The 25563-nt window shown below is 31.4% G+C and carries 15 protein-coding genes; all 15 read left to right on the forward strand.

Annotation, left to right across the window (positions count from 1 at the left end; translation table 11 throughout):
* The first annotated feature begins 13 nt into the window (after nucleotides 1–13).
* The 15 genes from CLV00_RS16125 (at nucleotide 14) to CLV00_RS16190 (ending at nucleotide 25495) form a co-directional block, all read left to right on the forward strand.
* Nucleotides 14–1732 (forward strand): hypothetical protein, encoded by a 1719-nt coding sequence (locus tag CLV00_RS16125; protein ID WP_099716127.1) that lies wholly within the window; start codon nucleotides 14–16, stop codon nucleotides 1730–1732.
* 1 nt (nucleotide 1733) lies between these two features.
* A complete protein-coding gene (locus tag CLV00_RS16130) occupies nucleotides 1734–2243 on the forward strand; it encodes a hypothetical protein (RefSeq protein ID WP_091169315.1) in 510 nt (169 codons plus the stop codon).
* A 41-nt stretch (nucleotides 2244–2284) separates the two neighbouring features.
* Nucleotides 2285–2872, forward strand: coding sequence for a DUF6759 domain-containing protein (locus CLV00_RS16135; RefSeq protein ID WP_099716128.1), 588 nt, complete (start codon nucleotides 2285–2287; stop codon nucleotides 2870–2872).
* A gap of 26 nt (nucleotides 2873–2898) precedes the next feature.
* Entirely contained in the window at nucleotides 2899–3048 is a 150-nt protein-coding gene (locus CLV00_RS16685; protein WP_317614713.1) for a DUF6804 family protein, read from the forward strand.
* A 233-nt stretch (nucleotides 3049–3281) separates the two neighbouring features.
* A complete protein-coding gene (locus tag CLV00_RS16140) occupies nucleotides 3282–3620 on the forward strand; it encodes a nucleotide pyrophosphohydrolase (protein WP_091169302.1) in 339 nt (112 codons plus the stop codon).
* Complete coding sequence (locus CLV00_RS16145) at nucleotides 3617–5806, forward strand: DNA/RNA helicase domain-containing protein (RefSeq protein ID WP_099716129.1); 2190 nt, start codon at nucleotides 3617–3619, stop codon at nucleotides 5804–5806. Before CLV00_RS16140 ends, CLV00_RS16145 begins: the two co-directional genes overlap by 4 nt.
* Before the next feature lie 107 nt (nucleotides 5807–5913).
* Nucleotides 5914–6867 carry a hypothetical protein gene (locus tag CLV00_RS16150; RefSeq protein ID WP_091169295.1) on the forward strand — a complete coding sequence of 318 codons (954 nt, stop codon included), beginning with the start codon at nucleotides 5914–5916 and terminating at the stop codon, nucleotides 6865–6867.
* Nucleotides 6868–6869: 2 nt separating this feature from the next.
* A complete protein-coding gene (locus tag CLV00_RS16155) occupies nucleotides 6870–8351 on the forward strand; it encodes a hypothetical protein (protein WP_099716130.1) in 1482 nt (493 codons plus the stop codon).
* Nucleotides 8344–10956, forward strand: a complete 2613-nt coding sequence (locus tag CLV00_RS16160) for a hypothetical protein (RefSeq protein ID WP_099716131.1) — start codon at nucleotides 8344–8346, stop codon at nucleotides 10954–10956. Before CLV00_RS16155 ends, CLV00_RS16160 begins: the two co-directional genes overlap by 8 nt.
* Nucleotides 10957–11159: 203 nt before the next feature.
* Nucleotides 11160–11849 carry a phospholipase D-like domain-containing protein gene (locus CLV00_RS16165; protein WP_091169286.1) on the forward strand — a complete coding sequence of 230 codons (690 nt, stop codon included), beginning with the start codon at nucleotides 11160–11162 and terminating at the stop codon, nucleotides 11847–11849.
* A gap of 32 nt (nucleotides 11850–11881) precedes the next feature.
* Nucleotides 11882–14230, forward strand: a complete 2349-nt coding sequence (locus CLV00_RS16170) for an AAA family ATPase (protein ID WP_099716132.1) — start codon at nucleotides 11882–11884, stop codon at nucleotides 14228–14230.
* Nucleotides 14223–15479 carry an McrC family protein gene (locus CLV00_RS16175; RefSeq protein WP_099716133.1) on the forward strand — a complete coding sequence of 419 codons (1257 nt, stop codon included), beginning with the start codon at nucleotides 14223–14225 and terminating at the stop codon, nucleotides 15477–15479. Before CLV00_RS16170 ends, CLV00_RS16175 begins: the two co-directional genes overlap by 8 nt.
* 190 nt (nucleotides 15480–15669) lie before the next feature.
* Nucleotides 15670–23511, forward strand: a complete 7842-nt coding sequence (locus CLV00_RS16180; RefSeq protein ID WP_099716134.1) for an Ig-like domain-containing protein — start codon at nucleotides 15670–15672, stop codon at nucleotides 23509–23511.
* A 13-nt stretch (nucleotides 23512–23524) separates the two neighbouring features.
* Nucleotides 23525–24601: a PorP/SprF family type IX secretion system membrane protein gene (locus CLV00_RS16185; RefSeq protein ID WP_099716135.1), complete on the forward strand. Its 1077-nt coding sequence runs from the start codon at nucleotides 23525–23527 to the stop codon at nucleotides 24599–24601.
* 690 nt (nucleotides 24602–25291) lie between these two features.
* Complete coding sequence (locus tag CLV00_RS16190) at nucleotides 25292–25495, forward strand: hypothetical protein (protein ID WP_099716136.1); 204 nt, start codon at nucleotides 25292–25294, stop codon at nucleotides 25493–25495.
* Nucleotides 25496–25563 lie beyond the last annotated feature (68 nt).

A 25563-nucleotide genomic window follows, 5' to 3' on the forward strand; every position in this document is an offset into this window, starting at 1 on the left:
TCTACTTTTTACTATGCATGATATTCTTGAAAAAATAATAAAAGTAGAACCTTTCATCGGAGAGGATGGTTTGGATTATAACAAAGTCACGAAAGAAATTTCGACTCCACGAAAAACATATTTAAAAGGAACTATTACTGGTAAATATAGAGGGGACAGAATAAGCAATGAATCTGATTTATTTGATTTTGAAATCTATGAAGCAGAAGTTTTATGTAATTCAATAGAAGATTTTAGAAAGAACAAACCTTTTGTTTTTCCTAATGATTTTAAAAATATAGGCGATCAAAAAAAAATAAAAGGGACCGTTTTTCCAAAAGAAAAATTACCAGCAACACTGCCTGTGGCAATTATAGCAAATGAAAAATCATTTGGTGTAAATGTATTAGAACCGCAGTTGTTTGAATTTGATATCGTTCGTAAATTTCATCAAACTGACGGCGATGATGTATTTGGGACTTTTAATGCCTTCATAACGGGTTATGTTTTTGATTATGAAAAGAAAATTGTTGAAGAAATTGTAGGACCAATAATTGGGCCCGTAATCGTAGATCCGATTCCAATTCCAAAACCTTTAACCTGCCAGGCATCAAATATTAAAACCGGCGCAACCCAAACTAAAGGAAATTATACCAGAAGTGAATATTATTGTAAAAATCACGATGATAAAACCTGGGGAAACTGGGAATACAAAAAAGGAAATACTGGACCTGATCAAGGCTGCTTTTCATCTATTATTGGAATAATAGGTTTGATTTTAGGACTGCTGTTTTTAATTACTATTCTTCCTGGAATACTTTATTTTATTGGTTTCTTTATCATTATGTTTCTGATTAGCATTTTAGCTCCATATTTAAAATGGATCCTGAGAGTCATAGGTGTGCTTCTTTTAATAGGATTCATCAGTTCATTAATAAATACATTCAATCAAGGGTCTCAGAGATATATCCCCACTCCGGTCGTTGTAGATAAACCGAGAGAAGTAGTTGAGGAAAGATCTACAATAATCGATACGACAAGTAATCAATTAAATAAAAATGACACTCTTATAACACGATATAGAATTTGGCAAGATTATGAAGGTAAAAAATACGAAGGCAAATACCAACTCCGATTAAGTGATTTAAAAAATGCTACATACCATAAAAACAACTTACCGCTTTCGCAAAATAATATCGATAGCTATGATAAAATCATATACAGCCTAAAAGAAAATGATAAAAATAAATTGAATGGTGTTTATAAATTATTTGATAGTATCAATAAATCAAACAAACTTTCTAAAGTTAAATTTGCAGAAATGGTTGTCTCCTTTATTCAGGACATTCCATATGCTTTAATATTGGATAAAAGATGTGACGCCAGTTTGTACAATGATACTTTCACTCGACAATATCTTTTAGACCCAAACGCATCATGCGACGGCAATCAAAGATTTGGAATAAATACACCTGTCGAATTTTTAGCAAGCCTAAAAGGGGATTGCGATTCGAGAACAGTATTATTATATACTATATTCGCTCATTACAATTATGATGTGGCAGTTTTAAGCAGTGAATTTTATGGACATTCCATTTTAGGAATAAATTTACCCATAAACGGTACTGCTTATAATTATAACGAGAATAGGTATGTGATGTGGGAAACAACAACCCCCAATTGCAAACCCGGAATAATATCAAATAAAATTTCAAATTTAAATAACTGGAGAATCTCCTTAAAATCAAAATAACATGGACAAACAAAGTTTATTTTTTACAAGTATAGTAGGAATTGTTGCAATCGCACTAATGCTGATAGCAATTCAATTTTTAGCAAAAAGATTAAAAATACAAACAAACACAGAACAAAAAATTAATACTTCCTATTCCATTTGGTTTGGATCATTGCTCCTATCTTTTATCCTGTTTTTAAAAGTAGCGTTAGAACTTGTCGAAAATTCAATTGAATTAATAATTGCTGATAAATCAATTAATAACACATTTGTAGCAGTAATGGAGCAAATAGCGATCTTCACTGGTTTTAGCTTCTTATTTACATTCTTAGCCTATTACATTGTTCATGTTATCATAAAATTTTCAATTGGTAATCGTAATGATAGTATCGAAATTGAAAAAGACAATGTGGGTTATTTTTTAATTAAAGGACTAGTTTTATTAACATTGGTATTTTCATTAATAACCATTTTCGAGCATTTTTTAAGATGGTTTGCCCCTGCTGTTGAAACCCCTTTTTACCATTAAAACATAAAAAGCAAAAAATATTAATCTTAATTTTAAACATAATGAAAATAATAATTCTACTTTTAGTTATTTGTTGCTATTCTTGCAAAGAAACCAAATATGAATATGATAACGAAATTGCGGTTGATTCTGCTGCTACAGCTGTGGATCAATTTGTTGCTGATTCAGTCACAATGTCGTCAGAAATAATTGAAGAACCAATTAAAGAATTGACTTTTGAAGAAGTTATACAAACCACATCTATACATGACTTAGAAAATTTTATTGAAAAAAACCCAGATCATGAAAATATTGAAAAATTAAAAGCAAGAGTAATTGACTTAGAAGTAGATCAAATTTTTAGCGATGAGAATACAGGAAAAATGCCAAATTCTGACAAAGTTGGTGAATCAAATTCTGGTATTTCTGAAGTATCAATAAAAAATGATACTTCTTGCGAATTGATTGTTAGATATAGCGGAATCGATTCTAGAATGATATCAATTCCACAAAACCAACTAAGAAGTATCTCAATAAAAAGTGGAGATTATAGGGTCACTGCAACTGCTTGTGGTGAAAGTTATTCATCTACAGAAGACCTAAGTGGTAATTATTCCTCAAGCTATTACATTTCAAGAACATTTAGATAATATGACTAACTGGCCACAAAAATGAGATGCTAATCTATATTGCTTTATCCATTTTATTTCAGCAATTTATCAAAATAGCTTTGGGCAGAACAATTTGGAATATCGTGGATTTAATTGTTGGAATAGGATTACTTATTTCGATAATCAATCATTCTAAAACAAAATTGAATCGGTAATCTACGGCTTTCCTGTAAAGTTATCAAAAACAGGTATAGTAAAATCTCATAAAACATCATTTATTTGTATAAATGAATTAAGAATTAGTCAACCGGTATCTAATATGTTGTGAAATATGGATAATATTTTTTTTATTATATAGCAAATTCATTATAGTATTCGTCTAATAGAAATTGTGTAAGACTTTTATTATTCTTAAGTTTGGACATCTAATAAAAACAATTTGAATGTTATGGATAAGTACAAAAAAGTAATAAATGAATTAATTCAATTTAGGAACGAAAGAGATTGGGAACAATTTCATGATTCAAAAAATTTAGCACTTGCCATTTCACTTGAAGCTTCGGAATTAAATGAACTTTTTTTATGGAAAAAGGATAGTGAAGTTGAAAATGTAAATCACGAAAAGTTAAAAGAAGAACTTGCTGATGTACTCTCTTTTGCTTTTTTATTAGCAGAAAAGCACGACTTGGATATTTTTGATATCATTTCAGAAAAAATTAAAAAAAATGCTCTAAAATATCCAGTTGATAAAGCAAAAGGCACTTCGACAAAATATAATGAACTATGAGTCAAAACCCTTTCTCTATTAAAAAATTTAATTTTGATTTCAACCTCATAAATGATTTTAATAATATACATTATGTCAAAGATTTGTGGCCTGTTGTTTATATTATAAGTGATGGAAATGTAAATGAAGCTTATGTTGGTGAAACTACAGATGCATATGCTAGAATGAGCAGCCATTTAAAGAATAACATAAAAAATAAACTCTCCGCAGTACATTTAATTTCAAGTGAAAAGTTTAATAAATCTGCAACATTAGATATAGAATCTAATCTCATTAAATATATTTCTGGAGATGGACAATATAAATTAATTAATGGAAATGTTGGATTAGCGAATCATAATTACTACCAAAAGAAAGAAGTATATTGGGATATTTTCAAATCCATTTGGGATAACTTAAGAGCAGCTGGCATAGCTAAACACCCTATTAATTATATTGATAATTCTGATTTATTTAAATATTCACCATACAAAACTTTAACCTCAGAACAAAAGAGCGGTCTACTTGTTATTATGAAAAACCTTCTGGATAATACGTATAAAAATATTATTATTGAAGGTGGTGCAGGAACTGGAAAAACAATTTTAGCTATTTTCTTATTTAAGTTACTTAATACTACAAATGAGGATTTTAATTTTGAGGAATTCGGAAATGATGAATTTGAATTCATGGAAATTGTCTTTGAATTGAAAAGAAAATTTCCAAACCCCAAAATGGCATTAGTTGTTCCAATGTCATCTTTTAGAACTACTTTAAAAAAAGTTTTTAAAAATATTAAAGGATTAAATGCCAATATGGTAATTGGTCCCGCAGAAATCGTAAAAGATACTTTTGATATTGTTATTGTAGACGAGTCGCACCGATTAAGGAGACGTGTTAATTTGGGTGCTTATTTTAGAGCATTTGATGTTGTTTGTGAAAAATTAAATTTAAACAAACATACTTGCAGTGAATTAGATTGGATAATGAAACAATCTGAAAGTACAATTTATTTTTATGATGAAAATCAATCAATAAAACCATCAGATGTAAAGAAAGAAGATTTCGATAAACTAAAAGTAAATTGTTTAACCAAAACAGAATATTTAAAATCTCAGTTTCGAGCAAGAGGAGGCAATGATTATGTCAATTATATTGATAATCTTTTAAAATGTAAATTGACTAATTCTGATGTTATTTTTAACTCCAAAGATTATGAACTTATCCTTTTTGATTCTATTGAAGACATTGTAAGCGAAATAAAATCTAGAGATATAGAAAACGGCTTGTCTAGAGTAGTAGCGGGATATTCTTGGCCATGGGTGTCTAATAAAAAAGACGCTAAGCAAGACTATGATATTGAAATCGAAAATACTAGGCTAAAATGGAACAGTACAAATATTGATTGGGTTAATTCTGAAAAATCAAGAGATGAAGTGGGTTGTATTCATACTACCCAAGGCTATGATTTAAACTATACAGGAATAATTTTTGGAAATGAAATTACTTATGATAAGGCAACAGATCAAATTAAAATTCTAAAAGAAAACTATTATGATATAAATGGAAAACAATCTATCGTTGATCCAGAAGAGTTAAAAAATTTCATCTTAAATATTTACAAGACCATAATGCTTAGAGGCATTAGAGGCACTTACGTATACGTTTGCGATAAAAACCTAAGAGACTATTTTTCTCAATTTATTCCAAAATATAGGACTGAAAAAGAAACAGTATTTTTAAAAGATCATGATGTTATTCCTTATGTAAATAGCATTCCCCTATATGACTTAAAGGTTGCTGCAGGAAACTTCAGTGAATTACAAACTGTAAATGATTGTCAATGGATTGCATTACCTAACACTTCTAAACCTTCACAAGATTTATTTGCTTGCAAAGTTATTGGTGAATCTATGAATAAAATAATTCCAAACGGTTCAATTTGTATGTTTAGAAAATATTCAGGTGGATCTAGAGATGGAAAAATAGTATTGGCGGAACATACAAATATACAAGACCTTGATTTTGGTTCTGGATATACTGTAAAAGAATATAGAAGTAAAAAAAACATGGAGAATGAAGTATGGACTCATGAGTCAATTATTTTAAAACCTCTTTCAGATAATATAGAATATCAAGATATTATACTTGCAGAAGATGAGTTGAGTAATTTGAAAGTAATTGGGGTGTTTGAGTGTGTGCTGTAAACCACCAATTATCTTAAAAAAAACTACTAGATCGATTGTTGCCTTTGTTGATGAATAGTCAGGTAAGTGTGGGAGAGTAATTGAATTTAAAAAATAAAAAATAATATATGTCAACATTAACAATTAATTTAAACGAAGAATACAGAATAAAAATTGAAGAGGGAAAAGATTTTCATAATTCTATTTTTAAAGATGTTTACATCAATGCTGCAGAAAATGTTGTTGAAATAATTAATCAATCTAATAGTAAAAACAAATATGACGATTTTAATAATATAATAGCTTTTACTGGAGAAAGAGGTAAAGGAAAAAGTTCATCAATGATTTCTTTTAGAAATGCATTGATAAATAATAAAGATGAAAATAAACATAAAGTTTTTTTTGACGCGAAAAAACTTGACGATAAATCATTAAAGTCAACCTTTGAAATTTTACGAAATAATAAATTTGCTGAAATTGATATTATTGATCCCTCTTTATTCAAGGGAAATGAAAGTTTATTTGAAATTATTTTAGCTAAAATGTTTTCCAAGTTTCAAGATAAATTAAAAGAAAAGGATTCAGACATTTCAGAAGATGTAAGAAGAAATTTAATTTCTCGTTTTCAAAAAGTATTTGAAAACCTTCAAATAATAAATTCTGATAGAAAAGAATTATATAAACTTGAAACTATTGAAGCTCTAAGTAAGCTAGCAACGAGTAGTAATTTAAGAGATTGTTTTAAAGATTTAGTTACGGAATATTTAAAATCTTTTGAAGATAAAGAATTTTTAGTAATTGCAATTGATGATTTTGATTTGAATATTTCGAAAACATATGAAATGTTAGAAGATATTCGTCAGTTATTAATTCAAAGTAAAATTATTATTTTAATAGCTTGTAAAGTTGAACAATTGAGAGAATCTGTTTTAAATAATTATTACAAAGAATTTGATAATTTAATCAAATACAAATCAAATGAGTTAACAGAAATTGAGTTAATTAATAAAACAGAAAAATATATTGAAAAAATATTGCCATTTGAGAAAAGACTAGAATTACCTAACTTAAAAATGTTTTAAATATGATTTTAAAATTTAATGATTTAATACTCTCAGAAGGGAAGGACATACAAGACTTAACTTTTGATTTTATCTATAAGAAAATAGGTCTGTTCATAAGTAAACCAGATTTTTTTTACAACGATTTAATTCCGAATACTTTAAGAGGATATCATGAACTAATGAGTCCTTTTAAAAGTGAAGATGATAATTTGAATAAATTCATTAGGTATCTTGGAAATAGAGTCACATCAGAATTTAATAATGAAAAAACAAGTATTTTTAAAAGACTTGAAGACTGCAACGATCTTATTTTTAATGTTGTATTATTAAATAGTTTATTAAAATTGAGTGATGATAGTATTTCGGAAATTGAAACAGATATACTTAAAGCTAAAAATCCAAATAACATTTCAATATCTGATATTTGTTTAAGTTTTCAATATCTAGAGGAAAGCTTTGATATAAACGACCATATTAGTAGAAAATTTATAAATTATTTAAAAATATATACATCATTAAGATTTTTAAAAGCAAATTCTTCAATTCAAGAAAATTTATTTAAAGGTGGTCTAGTTAATGATAACTTTGAAGTTTTCCCTGTAATCCAATCTGATTCAAGAAGAAGAAGAAGAGATTTTTTTGAGTTTAATTTGAAGCCTTTTCATAATGAACTAAATGATTTGCAAAAAATTTGGCTAATTAATTTTTTACCATATTTAGGTAAATATGATTCAAAATACAGGTTAACCGATGAAAGAATTTTTGAAAGGATAAGAAAATTTTCTATCTATGATAATGCAATGTTTTCGCCACTATACCCTTTTGTAAGTATTTTTATACTTGAAGCAAATAATTATGATTTTCTAAATAACAATAATAACAATAATAATAATAATAATAATAATAATAATAATGTTATTCAATTCATCAATGAATGTAAGGATTGGAGCATAAATAATTATGAATTGAAAATATTGTTTACAAATATTGAATTTGTAAAAGAATTTCTTGATAAACTTGATGATTTTACGACAAATTATAGAGAACCACATATAAGTTATTCAAAAACTATTAATGATTATTTATTCAAAGGTTTTGTTTTTTGTTTTGACCAATTAAAATTGAAATATAAATTTTTGGATCATATTGAAAATGATGTAATGATCAATAATCCTATATTTAAATTCTGGCTTGAAAATGAGACTGATTGCAATAATATAATTGAAAATGTTTTTAATAGAATAAATAAAAATCAGCCTTATAATAGAAACACTATAGAAAATGCTAACCTTGTATTAGAAAAGTACGCTAAGTATTTTGACAAAAACTCTAAAAATAGTCAACAAGGAACAAAACAAGCAATAAATAATTTGATTAAAGTGTTTGAAAAAGATATTGAAGTTTATAAAGATTTAAAAAAATACAGAAATCTAATGGATAGACAATTTAATAGTGGATTTAACAATATTTACAGCTTATTATTGAAAATCGCAAATGGATAATCTTCGTAAATCAATACGCTTATTATTTGCTGATTATTGTCCTGATAAAGTATTAAGGGCAAAATACGAAGAAGACTATATTGGTCAGCAAAGTTTTTTAGAAAATGGACTTCATTCATTTTCTAATTATTCTTTGGATGAAATTCAAAATGTATTTATCAAGTTAGAAACTGATTGGTTTTTGGTAAATGATAAAGTCAAAAAAAAATCGGTTTTTAATATTCTGACCCATTTTAATTCCAAAGTAGTAGTCGAAGAAAATCTTGAGCCTTTTATAGAATACCAACATTTATTAAAATGGCGTGATTTATCCTATTATGTTGGAGAGGATTTATTGACTTGCTCTCATTTTGCCTATACAGATAGTGTTTCACAAAGAGGTAGAGATTTCTTCTCATGGCGACCAACAGCATTCTCCAACAATAAAAGATTGCGAATTTTATTAAAAAAAGGATTAGCAGAAAATCATTTTCATTTGAAAGGTTCAGGACCTGTTTTTGATTTGAGTTGGATAAACTTAATGAATAATGTTAATCATTTTGAAAAGGAATTTACTGCTTTAGAAAAAGAAATGACTTTACTTACTAAGACTTCCAATTCTTCCAATTCTTCAAAAAAAACATTAAAAGTATTAGTTTACAAAGCTGCATATATTAGATCAAAATTATTCAATCATATTAACAATTTAAATCCAATACTAGATATTGATTTAACTCAAGATTCAAATAATATAAATTCAAACGATTTAATAATTAAACTGAATGAATTAAATCAAGAAATAGGTTTAAATAAAAAAGATTGTGGACACAGGTTCAAGCATTTTAAAAATACAGAAGTAATTGATTATGCTATACCCAAAAACATTCATATTCAAAACTTATCGCATTCGTATATATTTTATGGTGAACGCAAATTAATGTATGATTGTTTCAAAAAAATATATAATCAAGATAAAGATTTCAAAAAGTTCCATCATCTATTTCATACTTATTTATTGATAAAAGCACAATTTAGAGCTGAGTTAATTCAAGTGAATGACAAAATAGGTTTTGGAAATTTTTCAAAATATCAAGACAGAAAGGAATTATTTCTTCCAGACCATTCCATTTACCATACTGCATTTGTGAACCTTGCAGTTAACGACACTTTGAATCATAGTAAAATAAGTTCTTTTGAAGTACGTATAACACCAAAAGAGGAATATAGTAAATTAAGTGAAAGTATTGCCTCTTATAATAAAACACTAAAAAAAAATGCTATTCAATCAGAAAAGGAATTTAGACCCGAATTAGTTACTTCCGAATTGAATCAAAAACCAAAGCATTTTTATACTATACATTATATTAAAAAAGAAGATAAATTAAAAGTTTCAAGTATTTCAAGTTATGTCACTTGCAGGCATTCTAAATTGAGGAAAGAAATTAAAAACCAATCCATTGCTATAAGTACATTACGAGAAAAAAACATAAAATACTCTGAATCTATAAGAGGTATTGATGCAGCTTCAAGTGAATTTGCAGCATCACCTGAAGTATTTGCACAGGGCTTTAGATATTTAAAAAATCACAAATTAAAAGGCACTTTAAATCATTTAAAACAAGTGGTGAGTGAACATAAAATATATGCAACGTATCACGCTGGAGAAGACTTCTATGATTTAGTTGATGGATTAAGAGCCATTGATGAATGTGTTATTTTTCTAAATCTTACGCAGGGTGACCGTATTGGACATGCTTTAGCTTTAGGAATAGATGCAAAAGAGTATTATCAGTTTAAGAAACATAAATTAATGCTTCCAAAACAAATCGTTTTAGACAATACGGTTTGGTTACTTGCTAAAATTAGAAAATTTGGAATAGCTATTTGTAGAAATGAAGTGAATAGATTGGAAAAATTATATGAAAATCTATTTTCAGAATTGTATAAAGATAATTTTGATAAAAAAAATGAATTTAAAAATAAATATTTTCATCAAACAATATATCATGACGCTTGGAAATTAAGAGGTGATGATCCATATTTATATATAGACACTTTAGATACAGATGTATATGAAAAAATAAATTTAACCTATTGGGAAAGATGTCGCATAAATGAAGAATATCCTAAATCAAAAAATACAAGAAAAAATATTGATGTAAAGTTTTTAAATCAACAATATCATTTTAATCCAAAAATAAAGGAAGACGGTAAATTGATAAAGCAATTTGAGGTCACACATGATTATATGTTATTAGTTGAGGCTGTCCAAGAAAAAATGATGCATGACATAAAAATTAAAAATATTGCAATTGAATGCAATCCAACTTCTAATTATTTGATTGGTACGTTCAAAAGATATGCAAAACATCCAATTAGTAAATTTTTCAATCTTGGATTAGAAACGTCTCCCGATTTAATAAAAGATTGTCCCCAACTGTCTGTTTCAATAAATACAGATGACCAAGGGATATTTTCAACTTCATTAGAAAATGAATATGCGCTAATGGCAATAGCAATGGAGAAAGAGAAAGATGCATTTGGTAATAGAAAATATAATTCAACTATGATTTTTGAGTGGTTGGATAGAATTAGACAAATGGGATTAGAACAGAGTTTTATGTAACTCAAAAGAATAACTATGCTAGACTAAAAAGGCTACGAAAAACAAGCGTACATGGGTAAATGACCAAACATAAAGCTAATGCAAACTTTACTTTTTCATTAGAAAAGGTTTAAAAAGTTCAGAATTGGATTATTTTATTTGTTACATAAAGATTTTATAAGAAGAAAAATAAAAAAATATATTAATTACAGGGTAGAAATTAAATGGCTAAATTTTTAACAACAAAAGGTACATCCCATCATTTAGAAGATATAATTATTGGGGCAACAAAAGAATTATTTTTGGTTTCTCCTTATTTACAAATCTCTAAAACATTTTTAGAAAGATTGAAGGACGCTTCACAAAGGGGCGTAAACATTAAAATTGTTTATGGTAAAAATAATTTAAAAGAGGATCAATTAAATAACTTACAAACATTGAAAAACATGCAGTTGTATTTTTTTGAAAATCTGCATGCAAAATGCTATTTTAATGAAAGTGAAATGGTTATTACCTCAATGAATATGTATGAATTCTCGGAACAAAACAATAGAGAAATGGGTATATTTATTGAAAGAAGAAATGACAAAGAATTGTATGAAAGTGCAGTAAAAGAAACCATGTCTATAATTGGCTCAGCTGATGAAATAAAAGCAAAAAAAACTTATGTTAAAGAAGTAAATAATTATTCAAAACCAAAGTCAAAAGAACAAAATAAACATAAGGGTTATTGTATTCGTTGTGAAGATGAAATAAAGTGCAACCCTGAAAAACCTTATTGTACTGATTGTTTTTCAAATTGGAATTTTTGGGAGAACTATGATTACATTGAGAATGTTTGCCACAAGTGTGGTAAAGAAGAGAATACAACGATGTCTAAACCTGAATGCTATAATTGTTACAGGTATAATTAATTTTTCAAGCTTTTAGTAGTAAATAACATCAAATGAACGAAATCAAAAAAGAGCACATACTAGCTGCAATTAAAGAAATTGACAAACAGGGAATTAGATCCGGAAGACATTCCAGTACCTATGATGTAATCCATGAAGACAAACCCTATCCTCCAAAATTAGTTATTAGCATTGCTAATCGATTTGCAACAGGGGAAGAACTTGATTCTAATACTTTTTCAGGTGGCATTGATACTCCTGCTTTTCAATTATTAAAAAAAGAAGGATTTGAAATAGTCAATAAGATAGTGGAAACGGCAGACTTAATAAATGTAAAGGAAAAATTTGCAGACTGGATTATTTCTAATGATGGTAAAAAAAGTAATTATTTTTCGAAGCAATTTGGTGCAAAAAAGGAGCGGCTTTTAAATGAATTGGAATTAAATGAAACAAAGTATAAAGAAAATTTCAATACTGAACTTTTCGTTATTGATACCATAAATTTTAAAACTCAATTTGAAAGCATAAAAGAAAATATTTATGATAAAAATAGCGATTTTGCTATTTATAGTAAGGAGCGTTCCAATGATCAACCGAGAGCAATTTTAGGTAATAATAATTACCTGAAATTTTTGCAAGAGAGATTTATTCAACAGAAGACAATTAATTATTGGGTTTTTCAAGGTAATCCCAAAATATATAACATGATTGCTGCATTGGAAGCTAATGCTATAAAAACATGGACTGTTAGTGCACATAAAGACAAAATCAAAATTGGGGATAAAATAATTTTGTGGTTAACAGGGCAAAATTCAGGTTGTTATGCTCTGGCTCGTGTAACTTCTGCTGTCACTTATAGGAAAGAAGAAAATTCAGAAATGGATTTTTACCTAAAATCAACAGAACAAGTTGATAATAATCGTGTGTCAATTGAGATAGAGCACAACTATTTTAACAACCCTGTTCTTTGGGAAACCATCAAAAATGATGATGTTTTTAAAGATTTCAAAGGTGGTAGTCAGGGAACTAATTTTACTACAATAAGAGAACAATATGAAACATTATTAGATCTCAATAGTATAAAAAGTGGAATCGACATGGGAACAATAAATAATAGAATCATTCAACCTCTAAACCAAATCCTTTACGGTCCTCCTGGAACAGGAAAAACCTTTGAATTGCAAAACACCCATTTTGATAATTTTACAATAAGAGAAACTGCCTTAACAAGAGAACAGTATTTAGAATCAGTTGTTGCTGATTTAACGTGGTGGCAAGTAATAAGTATTGCTGTTCTTGATCTTGGTAAGACAAAGGTAAATGATATCGTAAATCATGAATTAATAAAAATAAAAGAAAAATTATCTTCTTCAAAAACAGTTCGACCAACCATTTGGGGACAATTGCAAAGTCATACTGTAATGGAATGCCCTTTTGTGAATGTGAGTAACAGATCGGAACCATTATACTTCTCAAAAAGTGAAGATTCGCTATGGACAATAGATGAAAAATTATTAGAAGATTATTACCCTGAAGGAAAAAAAATTCTAGCGATTAGTGAAAATTACAAACCTAGTAATGATACCTTAATTAAGAATTATGACTTCGTTACTTTTCATCAGTCATTCAGTTATGAGGATTTTGTAGAAGGTATAAAACCGAGATTAGATGAAGGAGAAACCGAAGTCGCTTTTGAAATCAAAGACGGTATATTTAAAAAACTCTGTATTAAAGCAGAATCGGATCCGAAAAACAAGTATGCAATTTTTATTGACGAGATAAATCGGGGAAATGTTTCAGCTGTTTTTGGGGAATTAATCACTTTGATTGAAGACGATAAAAGATTGGGTTCTACTAACGAACTTAAAGTAAAATTGCCTTATTCTAAAAGAGAATTAGGAGTTCCTTCTAATCTTTATATCATTGGTACCATGAATACGGCAGATCGAAGTGTAGAAGCTTTGGATACCGCTTTACGCAGACGTTTTTCCTTTTCAGAAATTATGCCTAATCCTGAACTATTAGAAGAGATCGAATTTAATGGTTTTAATTTAGCTGAGGTATTGAAAACCATTAATGAAAGAATTGAAGTTTTATTAGATCGCGATCATACTATTGGTCATTCTTATTTTTTAAAAATAAGAAACGGAGACGTTGGAAGTTTAAAATCGGTTTTCAAAAACAATATCTTTCCATTATTGCAGGAATATTTTTATCATGATTATGAAAAAATTGCTTTGATATTAGGAGAAGGTTTTGTCCGTGTAAAAAAGAATCAAACGGTAAAGTTTGCTAAGTTCAATGATATTAATACTCCAGATATTGGAACTCAATTTGAGTTAATTGACAAAATAGAAGATATAGAAGGGGCCGTTCATTTGTTATTAAACCGCAATGTCTAAACCCATAAATAAAATACAGGTTTTTGAACATCAAACGCTCTATTATGGCAGAGAGTACAACGCTGTTTCGTTTAAAGAAAAGCATTTTAATGCATTGGCTAAACTGAATGAGCTTCACGATAACAAGTATTTTACGGTTGTCCATAAAGGCATTAAGTTTGCTCAATATGTTGGCGTAGTCCAAATTGATGGTTTATGTATTGAGATTCTTCCAAAAGCGGATCATTCATCTGATGACAAGAAAGTTTGGCAAGGTGTTTTAATAGAAATGTTACGAGCTACCAAAAAACTAAAAGTGGATAATGTGGGTCATGCCAATGTCAACAAGCAAAACATTCATTTACTGGATATTTATTTTGAATGGTATCTTAATGAAATACAATTACTTATTCACCAAGGTTTGATTAAGCAATATTATAAAGAGACGAATAATGTTAAAGCATTAAAAGGAAAATTAGAGTTCGCAGGTCATATTCAAAAAAATCTAATTCATAAAGAGCGGTTTTACACTACACATCAAGTCTATGAAAAAGACCATTTAGTACATCAGGTTTTAGGACAAGCTTTATGCATTATTAAACAATTTTCGAAAGGAAATCATTTGTACAGTAAATGCAAGTCCGTTCAACTGGATTTTCCTGAAGTAAAAACAATTAAGGCAAATGAAGCGACTTTTGCTAAGATACCTAAATCCCGAAAAACAGCTCCTTATAAAATGGCTTTGGAGATTGCAAGATTAATTATTTTAAACTTTGCACCCAATGTGTCCAGTGGTAAGGAAAATATGTTGGCCTTACTTTTTGATATGAATTCTTTATGGGAAGAATATGTGTTAGTCTGCTTGAAAAAAGCAGCAAAAAACAACGATTTAAATGTCGCTGTTCATGGTCAAAAATCACAACCTTTTTGGAATGGGATTACCATTCGTCCAGATATCGTTATTGAAAAAGAAGACGAAACTTTTATTATTGATACTAAATGGAAAAACATAAATGGCAGTAAACCTTCAACGGATGATTTACGCCAAATGTATGTGTACAATGACTATTGGAAATCTACTAAAGCCATGTTATTGTATCCTTCCAATACTACAACATTTACAAAAGAGGATTTTATTCCTTTTAATAAAATAACAGAAACAGCACATCACGAATGCGGAATAAGTAAAATTTCTATTTTTGATTCGGATAAAAAAACCTTAGACAAAGAAATAGGAAACACAATTTTAGAATGGTTTAATATAATTTGACAAGTCTTCTCCTTAAAAAGCTACCTTTTCAAAATCCTCATTATTAGAATAACTATATTATTTTTTTCTGCAAATAACAGCTTTTACGGAAACCCGTAATGAAATGGGAAAGCATTACGTTACATTTGGCCAAAACACTTTCTTCCGTCGTAAAAAAAACAGTATACGTTAGTTGAATTAAAGCATAACTATGAAACATCTTTACAAGATTCTATTTTTATTTATCTTCCTATTTACTTTAAATGTTCAGTCCCAAACAATCAACTTAATTCGATTTAACAATACAGCAAATTATACTGTTGGTTCGGGAGTTTCTGTGATCATTAACCCAACAGGAATATTTCAATTAGATAATAAATTTATTCTGGAATTGTCTAATGTAGGAGGAGCATTTACAACACCTACAACTTTAAACACTTTAGATGAGTTTTACGCTCCTGTAATTAACGGTACTCTTCCACCTGGGCTTCCAGCTGGAACTTATAAATTAAGGGTAAGAGCAACGACAGGTTTAGGGACAACACCAGAAACATATCCCGTAGTAGAGACTTTATCATTTAATATTATATTGGGAAGTAGCGATGTACCATCTGCAACTTCTGAATTACCCAATAACAGTTCTTTTTTTAATTGTACCCAAAGTTGTTTAAAAACAACAAATACATTTGGCTCTTTGACGCAAAGTTTTGGAGCTACTAGTACTATTTTACCAAAAAAGAAAATCACAATTTGTAGTTATTCAAATACCGATAATTACAAAATAACCTTAATAGACTTAATTAACGGGACACAAACTACAATATCATACAACAATGGAAATGGAGATATATTAATCCCTGATAATTTAACCATCGGGACATATATTTTTGAGATTGAAAAAAACAGTAATTCTGTGTATAGTTTGGTGTTTTTGTTTCACGGTAATGGTACAAGTTTAGGCAACTCAACAAGTGAAGTGGTTTGTGTGGGTGTGGATGTTTCATTTACAGTTGATATAACAAATCAAGGGATAGGAAGAAATTACAATGGTTCCAAATATATGATTGATTTTGGAGACAATTCAACGGTGCTGGTACTTACTCAAGCACAATTGATGTCTAATCCAACAGTAACCCATAAATACACAACTGTTTCTTGTGCCAAAACAGACAGTAATTTTATTATCAAAGAAACCCTTTTAAATAAAGGAGTCTACAATGGAGGTGTTAATACAAATTACTGTACTGAATTTAATAAGAATGGAAATGGTGTTGAGAAAAAAGTAAACGTGAGTTTAGCTCCCAAAGCTAATTTTACATTAGCTCCTAAGCAGTGTATCAATCAAGATATTAATGCTCTGAATACAACTGTTTTGGGATCATATGGGACTGCAGGAAATTGTCTTGATAAAGCAACTTTTACTTGGTATTACAAAAAACCAGGAGATCTTGCCTTTACTGAGGTTACAATCGCTAGCTGGATTATTTCTTCGAATAATTTAAGAATTCCGAAAAGCATGATAACTTTACCCGGTTGCTGGGAAATCAAATTGACAGCAGTAAATGACGACTTATGTCAGACTCTTTCAGAAGTTACTAAAACCATAAAAATAGAGGTTGCACCAACAGCTACTTTCACAAACACACCAGAAACACCGATTTGTCCAAATACACAAATCCAATTTACAAATACGTCAAATGTACTAACCCAGCCTTGCCAAGAGCCTACATATTTATGGACTGTCTCTCCTTCAACTGGATATCAATTTGTAAATCCATCTAGTGTTACCTCTCAAGATCCTAAAATATTATTTACAAACCCTGGCACTTATACTGTAAAATTATTTGTAACAAATTCTTGTGGAACTGTTGAGTCAATTTCTAAAATTATTGAAGTTTCAGGAAGTCCTACGGTAAGTTTTACTCCTAACGCACTATCAATATGTCAGGCACCACCAAATTACACAATTGATTTTAGTCAAATTGGTACAAAGCCTAATTATAGTGTCGCACCTTTTGCACCTACAAGTTTTTCATGGTCCATTTCCGGTAGCGGAGTCACTGCAGCAGATTACAATTACATTTCTGGAACAACAGCAAGTAGTCAGTTCCCGAAAATAAACTTTACTGCATATAAAACTTATATAATTACAGTTCTGGTCAATGGGAATTGCGCAGGCTCTAATCAAGCTGCTTTTACATTTACTTTAAATGAATCTCCAAATTTAATTGTTGTAAATCCCCCAGCAGTTTGTTCACCTGCTACTGTAGACATAACAGCTCCCGCCATTACATTAGGTTCAGACAGCGGGTTAATTTATAGTTATTGGATAAATGCATCAGCAACAACAACTTTATCAACACCAGCTGCGCTAACAGTCTCAGGTACTTACTACATCAAAGCAACAAATTCAAACGGCTGTTTTATAATTAAACCAGTAACAGTAGTAGTAAATGCTTTACCAGTTATAGTAGGAACATTATCTACATGCATTGGTGTTAACTCTCAATTATCAACTACAGCAACACCTGCTTCAGGTAATCCTTGGATTTCATCTGATACAAGTATAGCTACTATAAGCAGTTCAGGTTTAGTTTCTCCAATTGCAATAGGTACAACAGTAATAACGTATACAAATTCTAATGGTTGCTCAAAAAGCGAAACATTCACGGTTAATGCTTTACCTTCAATTTCAGGCCCTACTTCAGCATGCATAAATGCTACTGCTCAATTAACGGGTTCTGGAGTACCTGCATCCAGTTTGCCATGGACTTCGTCAAATACTGCTGTTGCAACAGTTAGTAATACAGGATTGGTAACGGCTAAAGCGGCAGGTTCAGTAACAATTACTTATAAGAACTCAAATAATTGTGCGGTCACCTCCACTTTTACGGTGAATGCTTTGCCAACGATTGCAGGAACTCTATCTGTTTGCACCAATTCCACTTCCCAATTAATAGGTTCTGGAACGTCATCTTCAAGTTTGCCATGGGCATCCTCAAATCCATCTATCGCTACTGTTAATAGTAGTGGTTTAGTGAACGCGCTGACGGCTGGTACAACAGCAATTAGCTATACAAATTCAGATGGTTGTACAGTAAATGTAACATTTATAGTAAACGACATTCCAACAATAACAGGACTGTCAAAAGGATGTACAGGGACTACTACACAATTATCAGGTTCAGGTACAGCTAACATTAGTTTGCCATGGATATCGTCAAATCCTGCTATAGCTACGGTCAATAATACTGGGCTAGTTTCAAGTATAGCAGCCGGAACAACAACAATTACATATAAAAACAGCAATGGTTGTACAGTAGATTTCCCTTTTTCTGTAAATGAATTGCCTAATTTAATTGTTACAAATCCCTCAGCAGTCTGTTCTCCTGCTACCGTAGACATTACCTCCACAGCCATTACACTAGGTTCAGACAGTGGGTTAATTTATAGTTATTGGTTTAACGCAGCAGCTACAATATCAATGTCAACAGCAACTGCGATAACAGTATCAGGTACTTATTACATCAAAGCAACGAATTCAAACGGCTGTTCTATAATTAAACCCGTTTCAGTAACAATAAACCCACAGCCCACAATAGGAGGTGGTTTTAATGTATGTATTGGTTTTACCTCACAATTAAATGGCTCTGGAACAGCATCAACAACTTCACCGTGGTCATCTTCTAACCCAATCGTTGCTACAATTACTGCAACTGGTTTAGTTACTGGATTAACCAGCGGAACTACAACAATTACATATACAAATTCTAATGGTTGCCAGAAAACAGAAACATTTACTGTGAGTATTAATCCAAGTATTATAACCGCACAAAACCAAACCATCTGTTCTAATGCCCCTTTTTCAATAGTTCCTGCAGACGGTGCGGGAAATACTGTCCCGGTTGGAACCACCTATTCATGGTCGGCACCTTTGGTTACGGGCGGAATTACGGGAGGTGCAGCCTTAGCAAATCAAACAACCATAAAGGGTACATTAATTAATCCAACAAATGATGCTCAAACGGCTACATATACTATAACTCCAAAATCTGGAACTTGTACAGGACCTTCATTTACGGCAGTAGTAACAGTTAATCCTTCTCCAAAAGTTCAATTTTCGGGACCAAATCAAACACTTTGCTCTGGAAGTGATAGTTCTTTGATAAATTTATCAAGTCTTACTACCGGAAATGTAACTTTTAATTGGACAGCAACTATTCCTGCTGGAATAACTGGAGCAACAGGTTCGGGAACAGGAACTATTCCAACACAGACTTTGGTAAATGTAACAACAACGGCACTAACTGTAATTTACGCTGCAACAGCAACTTTCGAAAACAACGGGGTTTCTTGTTCGGGACCACCTTTAGAGTATAAAATAACGGTAAATCCTGCTATAATTACATCAAGTATTCTGTCTAATTTTAATGGTTTTAATGTGAGCACTTTTGGTGCCTATGATGGAGCGATCAATGTAACAGTTACTGGAGGTTCGGGTTCATATACTTATTTATGGACAGGACCAGGCAGTTATACGGCATCTAGCGAAGACATTTCAAATGGTCCAGCGGGCGCATATTCATTAACTATTAACGATGGACTTTGTAATCCTGTGATATTAAATTTTAACTTAACGTCACCGTTACCTTTACTTATTCAAGAAGATCCTGCAGCACAAATCGATGTATTGTGTTTTGGTTATTTGACTGGGGCCATTAAAGTTGATATTACACAACAATCTGTTGGACCTTATGATTATTTATTGACTTTGCAAGGTGGAGGAACAATCAGTAGCATTATTAACGCAACGGCTACAAATTATACTTTTACGAGTTTGGCAGCAGGCATTTATGACATTAAAGTTACCGATGCAAATGGAAGTAGTAAGACTATTCTAGGAATAGAAATCACACAACCTAGCGGTATTTCAGCTTCCATATCATATCCTTCAAATATCAGTTGTGCTGGAAGTGCAGCGGGTTCAGCAACGGTAACTGCTACTGGAGGAATAGGGACTCTAACCTATTCTTGGAATACAAATCCAATTCAAACCACAGCAACAGCAACAGGTTTGACAGCGGGAGATTATACAGTTACTATTACAGATGCCAATAATTGTTCAATCCAAAAACTTGCTGTAATAACGGAACCAAACGGGATTACAGCATCCATTTCATCACAAACCAATGTGCTCTGTTTTGGCAATAATACGGGTTCTGCAACGGTTTCTGCCACCGGAGGAACAGGAGCTTTAACTTATTCATGGGATACTATTCCAATACAAACAACAGCAACAGCAACGGGATTAGTAGCAGGTACTTATAATGTAACCATAACAGATGCCAATGGTTGTTCCAAAATTTTAATAGGACTCATTACTCAGCCTTCTTCCGAATTGGCTACAACAATTTCTAATTCAACTAACGTGAGTTGTTTTGGAGGAAATAATGGGAATGCTACTGTCATAGCTTCTGGAGGGACTTCCCCTTATACCTACTCTTGGAATACCAACCCAATTCAAACCTCGGCAACGGCTACCGGATTAACTGCAGGAACTTATAATGTAACGGTTACAGATGCAAATGGATGTGTAGATTCAAGCCCCGTAACAATAACAGAACCAGCAGGAATGTCCGCAACTATTTCCGCTCAAACGGATGTTTTCTGTTCAGGAAATAGCACCGGTTCAGCAACTGTAACTGCTACTGGAGGGACAGCGCCTTACAGCTATTCTTGGAATACAACACCAGTTCAAACATCAGCTATTGCAATCAATCTGGCAATCGGCACGTATACAGCCACAATTACAGATGCTAAAGGTTGTACTACAACGACACAAGCCACAATTACGGAGCCAAACGGTATTGTAATTTCAATAGCCTCACAAACCAATGTAAATTGTTATGGAAATAATACAGGTGCAGTTTCTGTTTTAGCAAGTGGTGGAACGGGAATATTAACATACTCCTGGGATACCATTCCGGTACAAACTTCTTTAAATGCAACAGGATTAATTGCAGGAACTTATCATTTGACCGTTACCGATGCTAATAATTGTACTAAGGTTCAAACAGTAAATATTACGCAACCTGACGATATTAATATAACTACTGATCTAGAAAAAGACATTACTTGCTTTAATGATGCCAATGGTGAAATTAAAATCACAATCACTGGAGGTACATTAAATTATAATTATACTTGGACGAAAGATGGAATTCCTTATACTACCACCGAAGACTTATCCAATTTAAGTCCAGGAATTTACATGGTTACCGTATCTGACGCCAACAATTGCGGTCCAAAAATAGCGACATTTACTATTACCGAACCACCAATATTAGCGGTAAGCCTATTAAACCAAACCAATATATTGTGCTTTGGAGAAGCTACAGGAGCAATAGACATTGCTGTCGTTGGAGGAACACCTGCACTTTCGGGCTATAACTTTGCTTGGACTGGACCTAACGGATTTACAAGTTCCAATAAAAATCTCACTGCCATTATTGCTGGAACTTATAATGTACTGGTTACCGATAATTCAGGTTGTTCTAGAGTATTAAGTGTTACACTTACCCAACCAACTGCCATTGTTTTGGCAGCCACTACGACACCAATAATCTGTTATGGCTCTAATGATGCTTCTATAACTCTTGCTATAAATGGTGGTGTTACTCCTTATACTATTGCATGGAGTAATCTGGGAGGTGGAACGTTTCAGGATAATCTATCGGCTGGGGATTATCTAATTACCGTTACAGATTCTAATAATTGTGTAAAAACACTGAATGTAAATATCCCTGAAGCACCCATTTTTACAATCAATCCGGTGGTTAAAAATATTTCTTGTTTTGGTTCCCATGATGGTAGTATCAATCTAAATATTATTGGAGGTATTGCTCCTGTAAAATTAGTTTGGGATGATAATGCAGTAGCTGGAAATGTCAGGAATAATTTGGGACCAGGCTCTTACACGGTAACGATTGTTGACAGTAAGCCCTGTACAATCAAAAAGACTTTTATTATATTAGAACCTCAACCTTTAATTCTATCTGCCAATGTCGACAATGCTTTTGATTGTGACAATGCCAATAGTGGTGCAATAAATCTTCTGGTTGCTGGAGGTACACCACCTTTCACTTATGCTTGGTCAAACGGATCTACAACAGAAGATTTAGTAAATATTCCTGCAGGAAATTATTTGGTTACAGTAACTGATAGCAGAGGCTGTTCAAAACAGGCGCAATACAGTATTAACAGACCACCGCCTATCGTTATAGGAGTGGCAACCAAAACAGAATTTGATTGTGAAACTAAATATGTTAAACAAAACTTTGTAGCCCAAGTTTCGGGTGGGGTTCCACCCTACCAATTGGCCTGGTCCAGCGGAACGGTCAGCGGTTCAAATAATGAAATGATGAATACCAGTCAAAACGGAACAGCAATATTATATGTAACGGATGCTTTGGGTTGTAAAGCAAATTATTCCTTCAATGTTAAATTGCAGTCCCTAGGAACACCTTCATTTAATTCAACCTCCTATTCTTTAGTAACGTATGGCACTTATTCTATAATAGATCCCATACAGTTTACCAATACCGCTACCGGTGATTTTATAAGTATGGTTTGGGATTTTGGTGACGGTAGCTTTTCAACCGAGCTCAACCCAGTGCATACATTCCTAAATCCAAAAGAGTATGTGGTGACACAAACTGTTACGTATCCTTTTGGATGTGTGTATGTGCAAAAAATCACTTTTAATGTTGAAAAAGGATATTTATTTGTGGTTCCCAATGCTTTCACACCCAACAATGATGCTATCAATGATACATTCAGACCTGTGACTAAGGCCTTAAAAAATGTTCGATTAGATATTTATGATACTTGGGGTTCACTAATCTATTCAGAAACCGGAGACACTTTAAAGGGATGGGATGGTAAGATAAAAGAACAGAATGCGGAAAACGGTAATTATTACTGTAAAGTTAGCGCAGAAACTTTTTATGGAACTATTGTCAATGAAAATCACCCTTTTATATTAATAAAATAAGCACCCACAGAGAATGAAATTAAAATTTATTATATATATACTGTTAACTTCCATATTTATAGTAGAAGTTCATGCACAAGATCCTATTTTTTCACATTATTATTTTGTTCCTGAAACGCAGAACGGAGCGTTTACAGGAACCGTAAATACTTTAAACACAGGAATTCTACACAGAACACAATGGCCTGATGGAGCCAGAAGACTGGATACAGATTATGCTTTTATCAACGGCTCAATCGGAAATTTATCAGAAGATTCACGTCCAAATGATTCCAATCTTCAAAATATTGGAGTCGGCATCACCGTATTAAATCAACATGAGGTTTTTACAAACTATAATTACACTCAAATTAACGGGGTATTTTCGCTAAATCTTGACTTAGATAATTTTTATTCGGGATTAAGAATGATTTTAGGATTAGAAGGAGGTTATGGAACTAAAAATTTTAATTTCAAAAGTCTTTTGTTTGAAGACCAAATTAATACTAACGATGGTAGCATTGGCGGTGGCAGTTTAGATCCAAGTCTTTTAGGCTTGCAAAATAAAATAGATTTCATGGACATTTCTTCGGGATTTTTGCTTTATACTGATGATTTTTGGCTCGGAGCTTCAGTGAAGCATCTTAACACTCCCAATATTGCATTTAACTCAGAAGGTAAACTGCCATTAGATATGAATTTTACTCTTCAGAGTGGATACTCCTTTAATCTGAACAACAATCCCAGTTTATCGTTTTTACCAGATAATTCTAAATTTGTCCTCACGTCCAATTTCATGAAACAAGGACAATATAACCGATTAGATTTTGGCAGTATCGTGCATTTTAATCCATTTATTCTAGGAGTCATTGCTGCAACAAATCCGATGATGAAAAGTGCTGACAGCCATCTTCTGTCTTCAGTGAATCTGATCGGTTCCATTAAAATATACAACTTCACTTTTGGTTATTCGTATGACGTAAGTACTTCAAAAATAGAGAATACTCAGGGAGTTCATGAATTTTCCTTGACTTGGCAAATAGGCAGGGAATGTCATAGTTGTAATAATTATTTGGCAAGAAGACCTTGGGGCAGGAACTATGATGATTAAAAAATTAAAAGAAATTAAATCTTCGATATCAAAAAAAAAAATAAAACGAATTAATTACTTCCTGCAAATTTTTCTAGACAATCTACTTCAAAAGTTTGCATTTTTGAAAATCTCAAGTTAACAAATTCTTCAGAATTTCTAAAACCGCTCTTAGCGGTTTTTTTTTATGCAAAAAATATTAAACCAAAATTAAAGTTCATAATTAATCCAACTCATCATTGCATCTGTTATAAAACTGGGAGTTTTATGATAAGATTTCGCCCCGGTTCGGGTGGATACGGTTGGATTCGGTCGGATTCGATCGGATTCGAGTGGATTCGGTCGGATTCGCCGCTTTTGCAATCTTAGTCCTTCACAATCCGACCGAAAGATCCTTTAACCAACAAAATCCTCCCGAAAACTAGTTTAACCAACCGAATCCAACCGAATCCTTCTAGACATAAAAATTAAAACTAAATATTTGCTACGTGGATTTCAAGCCTCATCGACATTGGCTATTGAGTTTGCTAAATGATAATATTGATCGTGAATAACAAAAATCCTATCAAATGCTAACGAATCCAAACAAATGTGAACAAATCCAAACAAATGTGAGCGAATCCAAACAAATGCGAACAGGCATATAATTTAAAATCAAACATTTGTAATCAAAACAAACTCATTGTTTGTTGTTTACCTAAAAACTATTTAATGACTGCTAATACGGTATATGACATTTTTCTTGCTCTTCCGGAATCGGAAAGGCAACGTCATATAGCTTTAGTAAATGAATATAAAAGGAAAGAAGACACAAAATTCTCCATACTATCCAAAACAAAGAAAAAAGAATTTACCTATACCAAGCAAGATGCATTAGACTATCTCTTCAAAAATGTATTTACTTCAAAAAAATAGCTTAAAATTTATTACACTACTCCCCTCTTTTCAGTTTTCAATGCTTACCCGGCATTGTCTTTAAAATC

Origin of the sequence: Flavobacterium sp. 11, from assembly GCF_002754315.1 — a bacterium.
Classification (GTDB): Bacteria; Bacteroidota; Bacteroidia; order Flavobacteriales; family Flavobacteriaceae; genus Flavobacterium; species Flavobacterium algoritolerans.

What these genes read in the sequence shown, in the direction of transcription:
- CLV00_RS16160 (WP_099716131.1), top strand. Translation starts at nt 8,344, where the DNA reads ATGGATAATCTTCGTAAATCAATACGCTTATTATTTGCTGATTATTGT.
- CLV00_RS16185 (WP_099716135.1), top strand. Translation starts at nt 23,525, where the DNA reads ATGAAATTAAAATTTATTATATATATACTGTTAACTTCCATATTTATA.
- CLV00_RS16125 (WP_099716127.1), top strand. Translation starts at nt 14, where the DNA reads ATGCATGATATTCTTGAAAAAATAATAAAAGTAGAACCTTTCATCGGA.
- CLV00_RS16140 (WP_091169302.1), top strand. Translation starts at nt 3,282, where the DNA reads ATGGATAAGTACAAAAAAGTAATAAATGAATTAATTCAATTTAGGAAC.
- CLV00_RS16150 (WP_091169295.1), top strand. Translation starts at nt 5,914, where the DNA reads ATGTCAACATTAACAATTAATTTAAACGAAGAATACAGAATAAAAATT.
- CLV00_RS16145 (WP_099716129.1), top strand. Translation starts at nt 3,617, where the DNA reads ATGAGTCAAAACCCTTTCTCTATTAAAAAATTTAATTTTGATTTCAAC.
- CLV00_RS16170 (WP_099716132.1), top strand. Translation starts at nt 11,882, where the DNA reads ATGAACGAAATCAAAAAAGAGCACATACTAGCTGCAATTAAAGAAATT.
- CLV00_RS16190 (WP_099716136.1), top strand. Translation starts at nt 25,292, where the DNA reads ATGACTGCTAATACGGTATATGACATTTTTCTTGCTCTTCCGGAATCG.
- CLV00_RS16175 (WP_099716133.1), top strand. Translation starts at nt 14,223, where the DNA reads ATGTCTAAACCCATAAATAAAATACAGGTTTTTGAACATCAAACGCTC.
- CLV00_RS16130 (WP_091169315.1), top strand. Translation starts at nt 1,734, where the DNA reads ATGGACAAACAAAGTTTATTTTTTACAAGTATAGTAGGAATTGTTGCA.
- CLV00_RS16165 (WP_091169286.1), top strand. Translation starts at nt 11,160, where the DNA reads ATGGCTAAATTTTTAACAACAAAAGGTACATCCCATCATTTAGAAGAT.
- CLV00_RS16135 (WP_099716128.1), top strand. Translation starts at nt 2,285, where the DNA reads ATGAAAATAATAATTCTACTTTTAGTTATTTGTTGCTATTCTTGCAAA.
- CLV00_RS16155 (WP_099716130.1), top strand. Translation starts at nt 6,870, where the DNA reads ATGATTTTAAAATTTAATGATTTAATACTCTCAGAAGGGAAGGACATA.
- CLV00_RS16685 (WP_317614713.1), top strand. Translation starts at nt 2,899, where the DNA reads ATGCTAATCTATATTGCTTTATCCATTTTATTTCAGCAATTTATCAAA.
- CLV00_RS16180 (WP_099716134.1), top strand. Translation starts at nt 15,670, where the DNA reads ATGAAACATCTTTACAAGATTCTATTTTTATTTATCTTCCTATTTACT.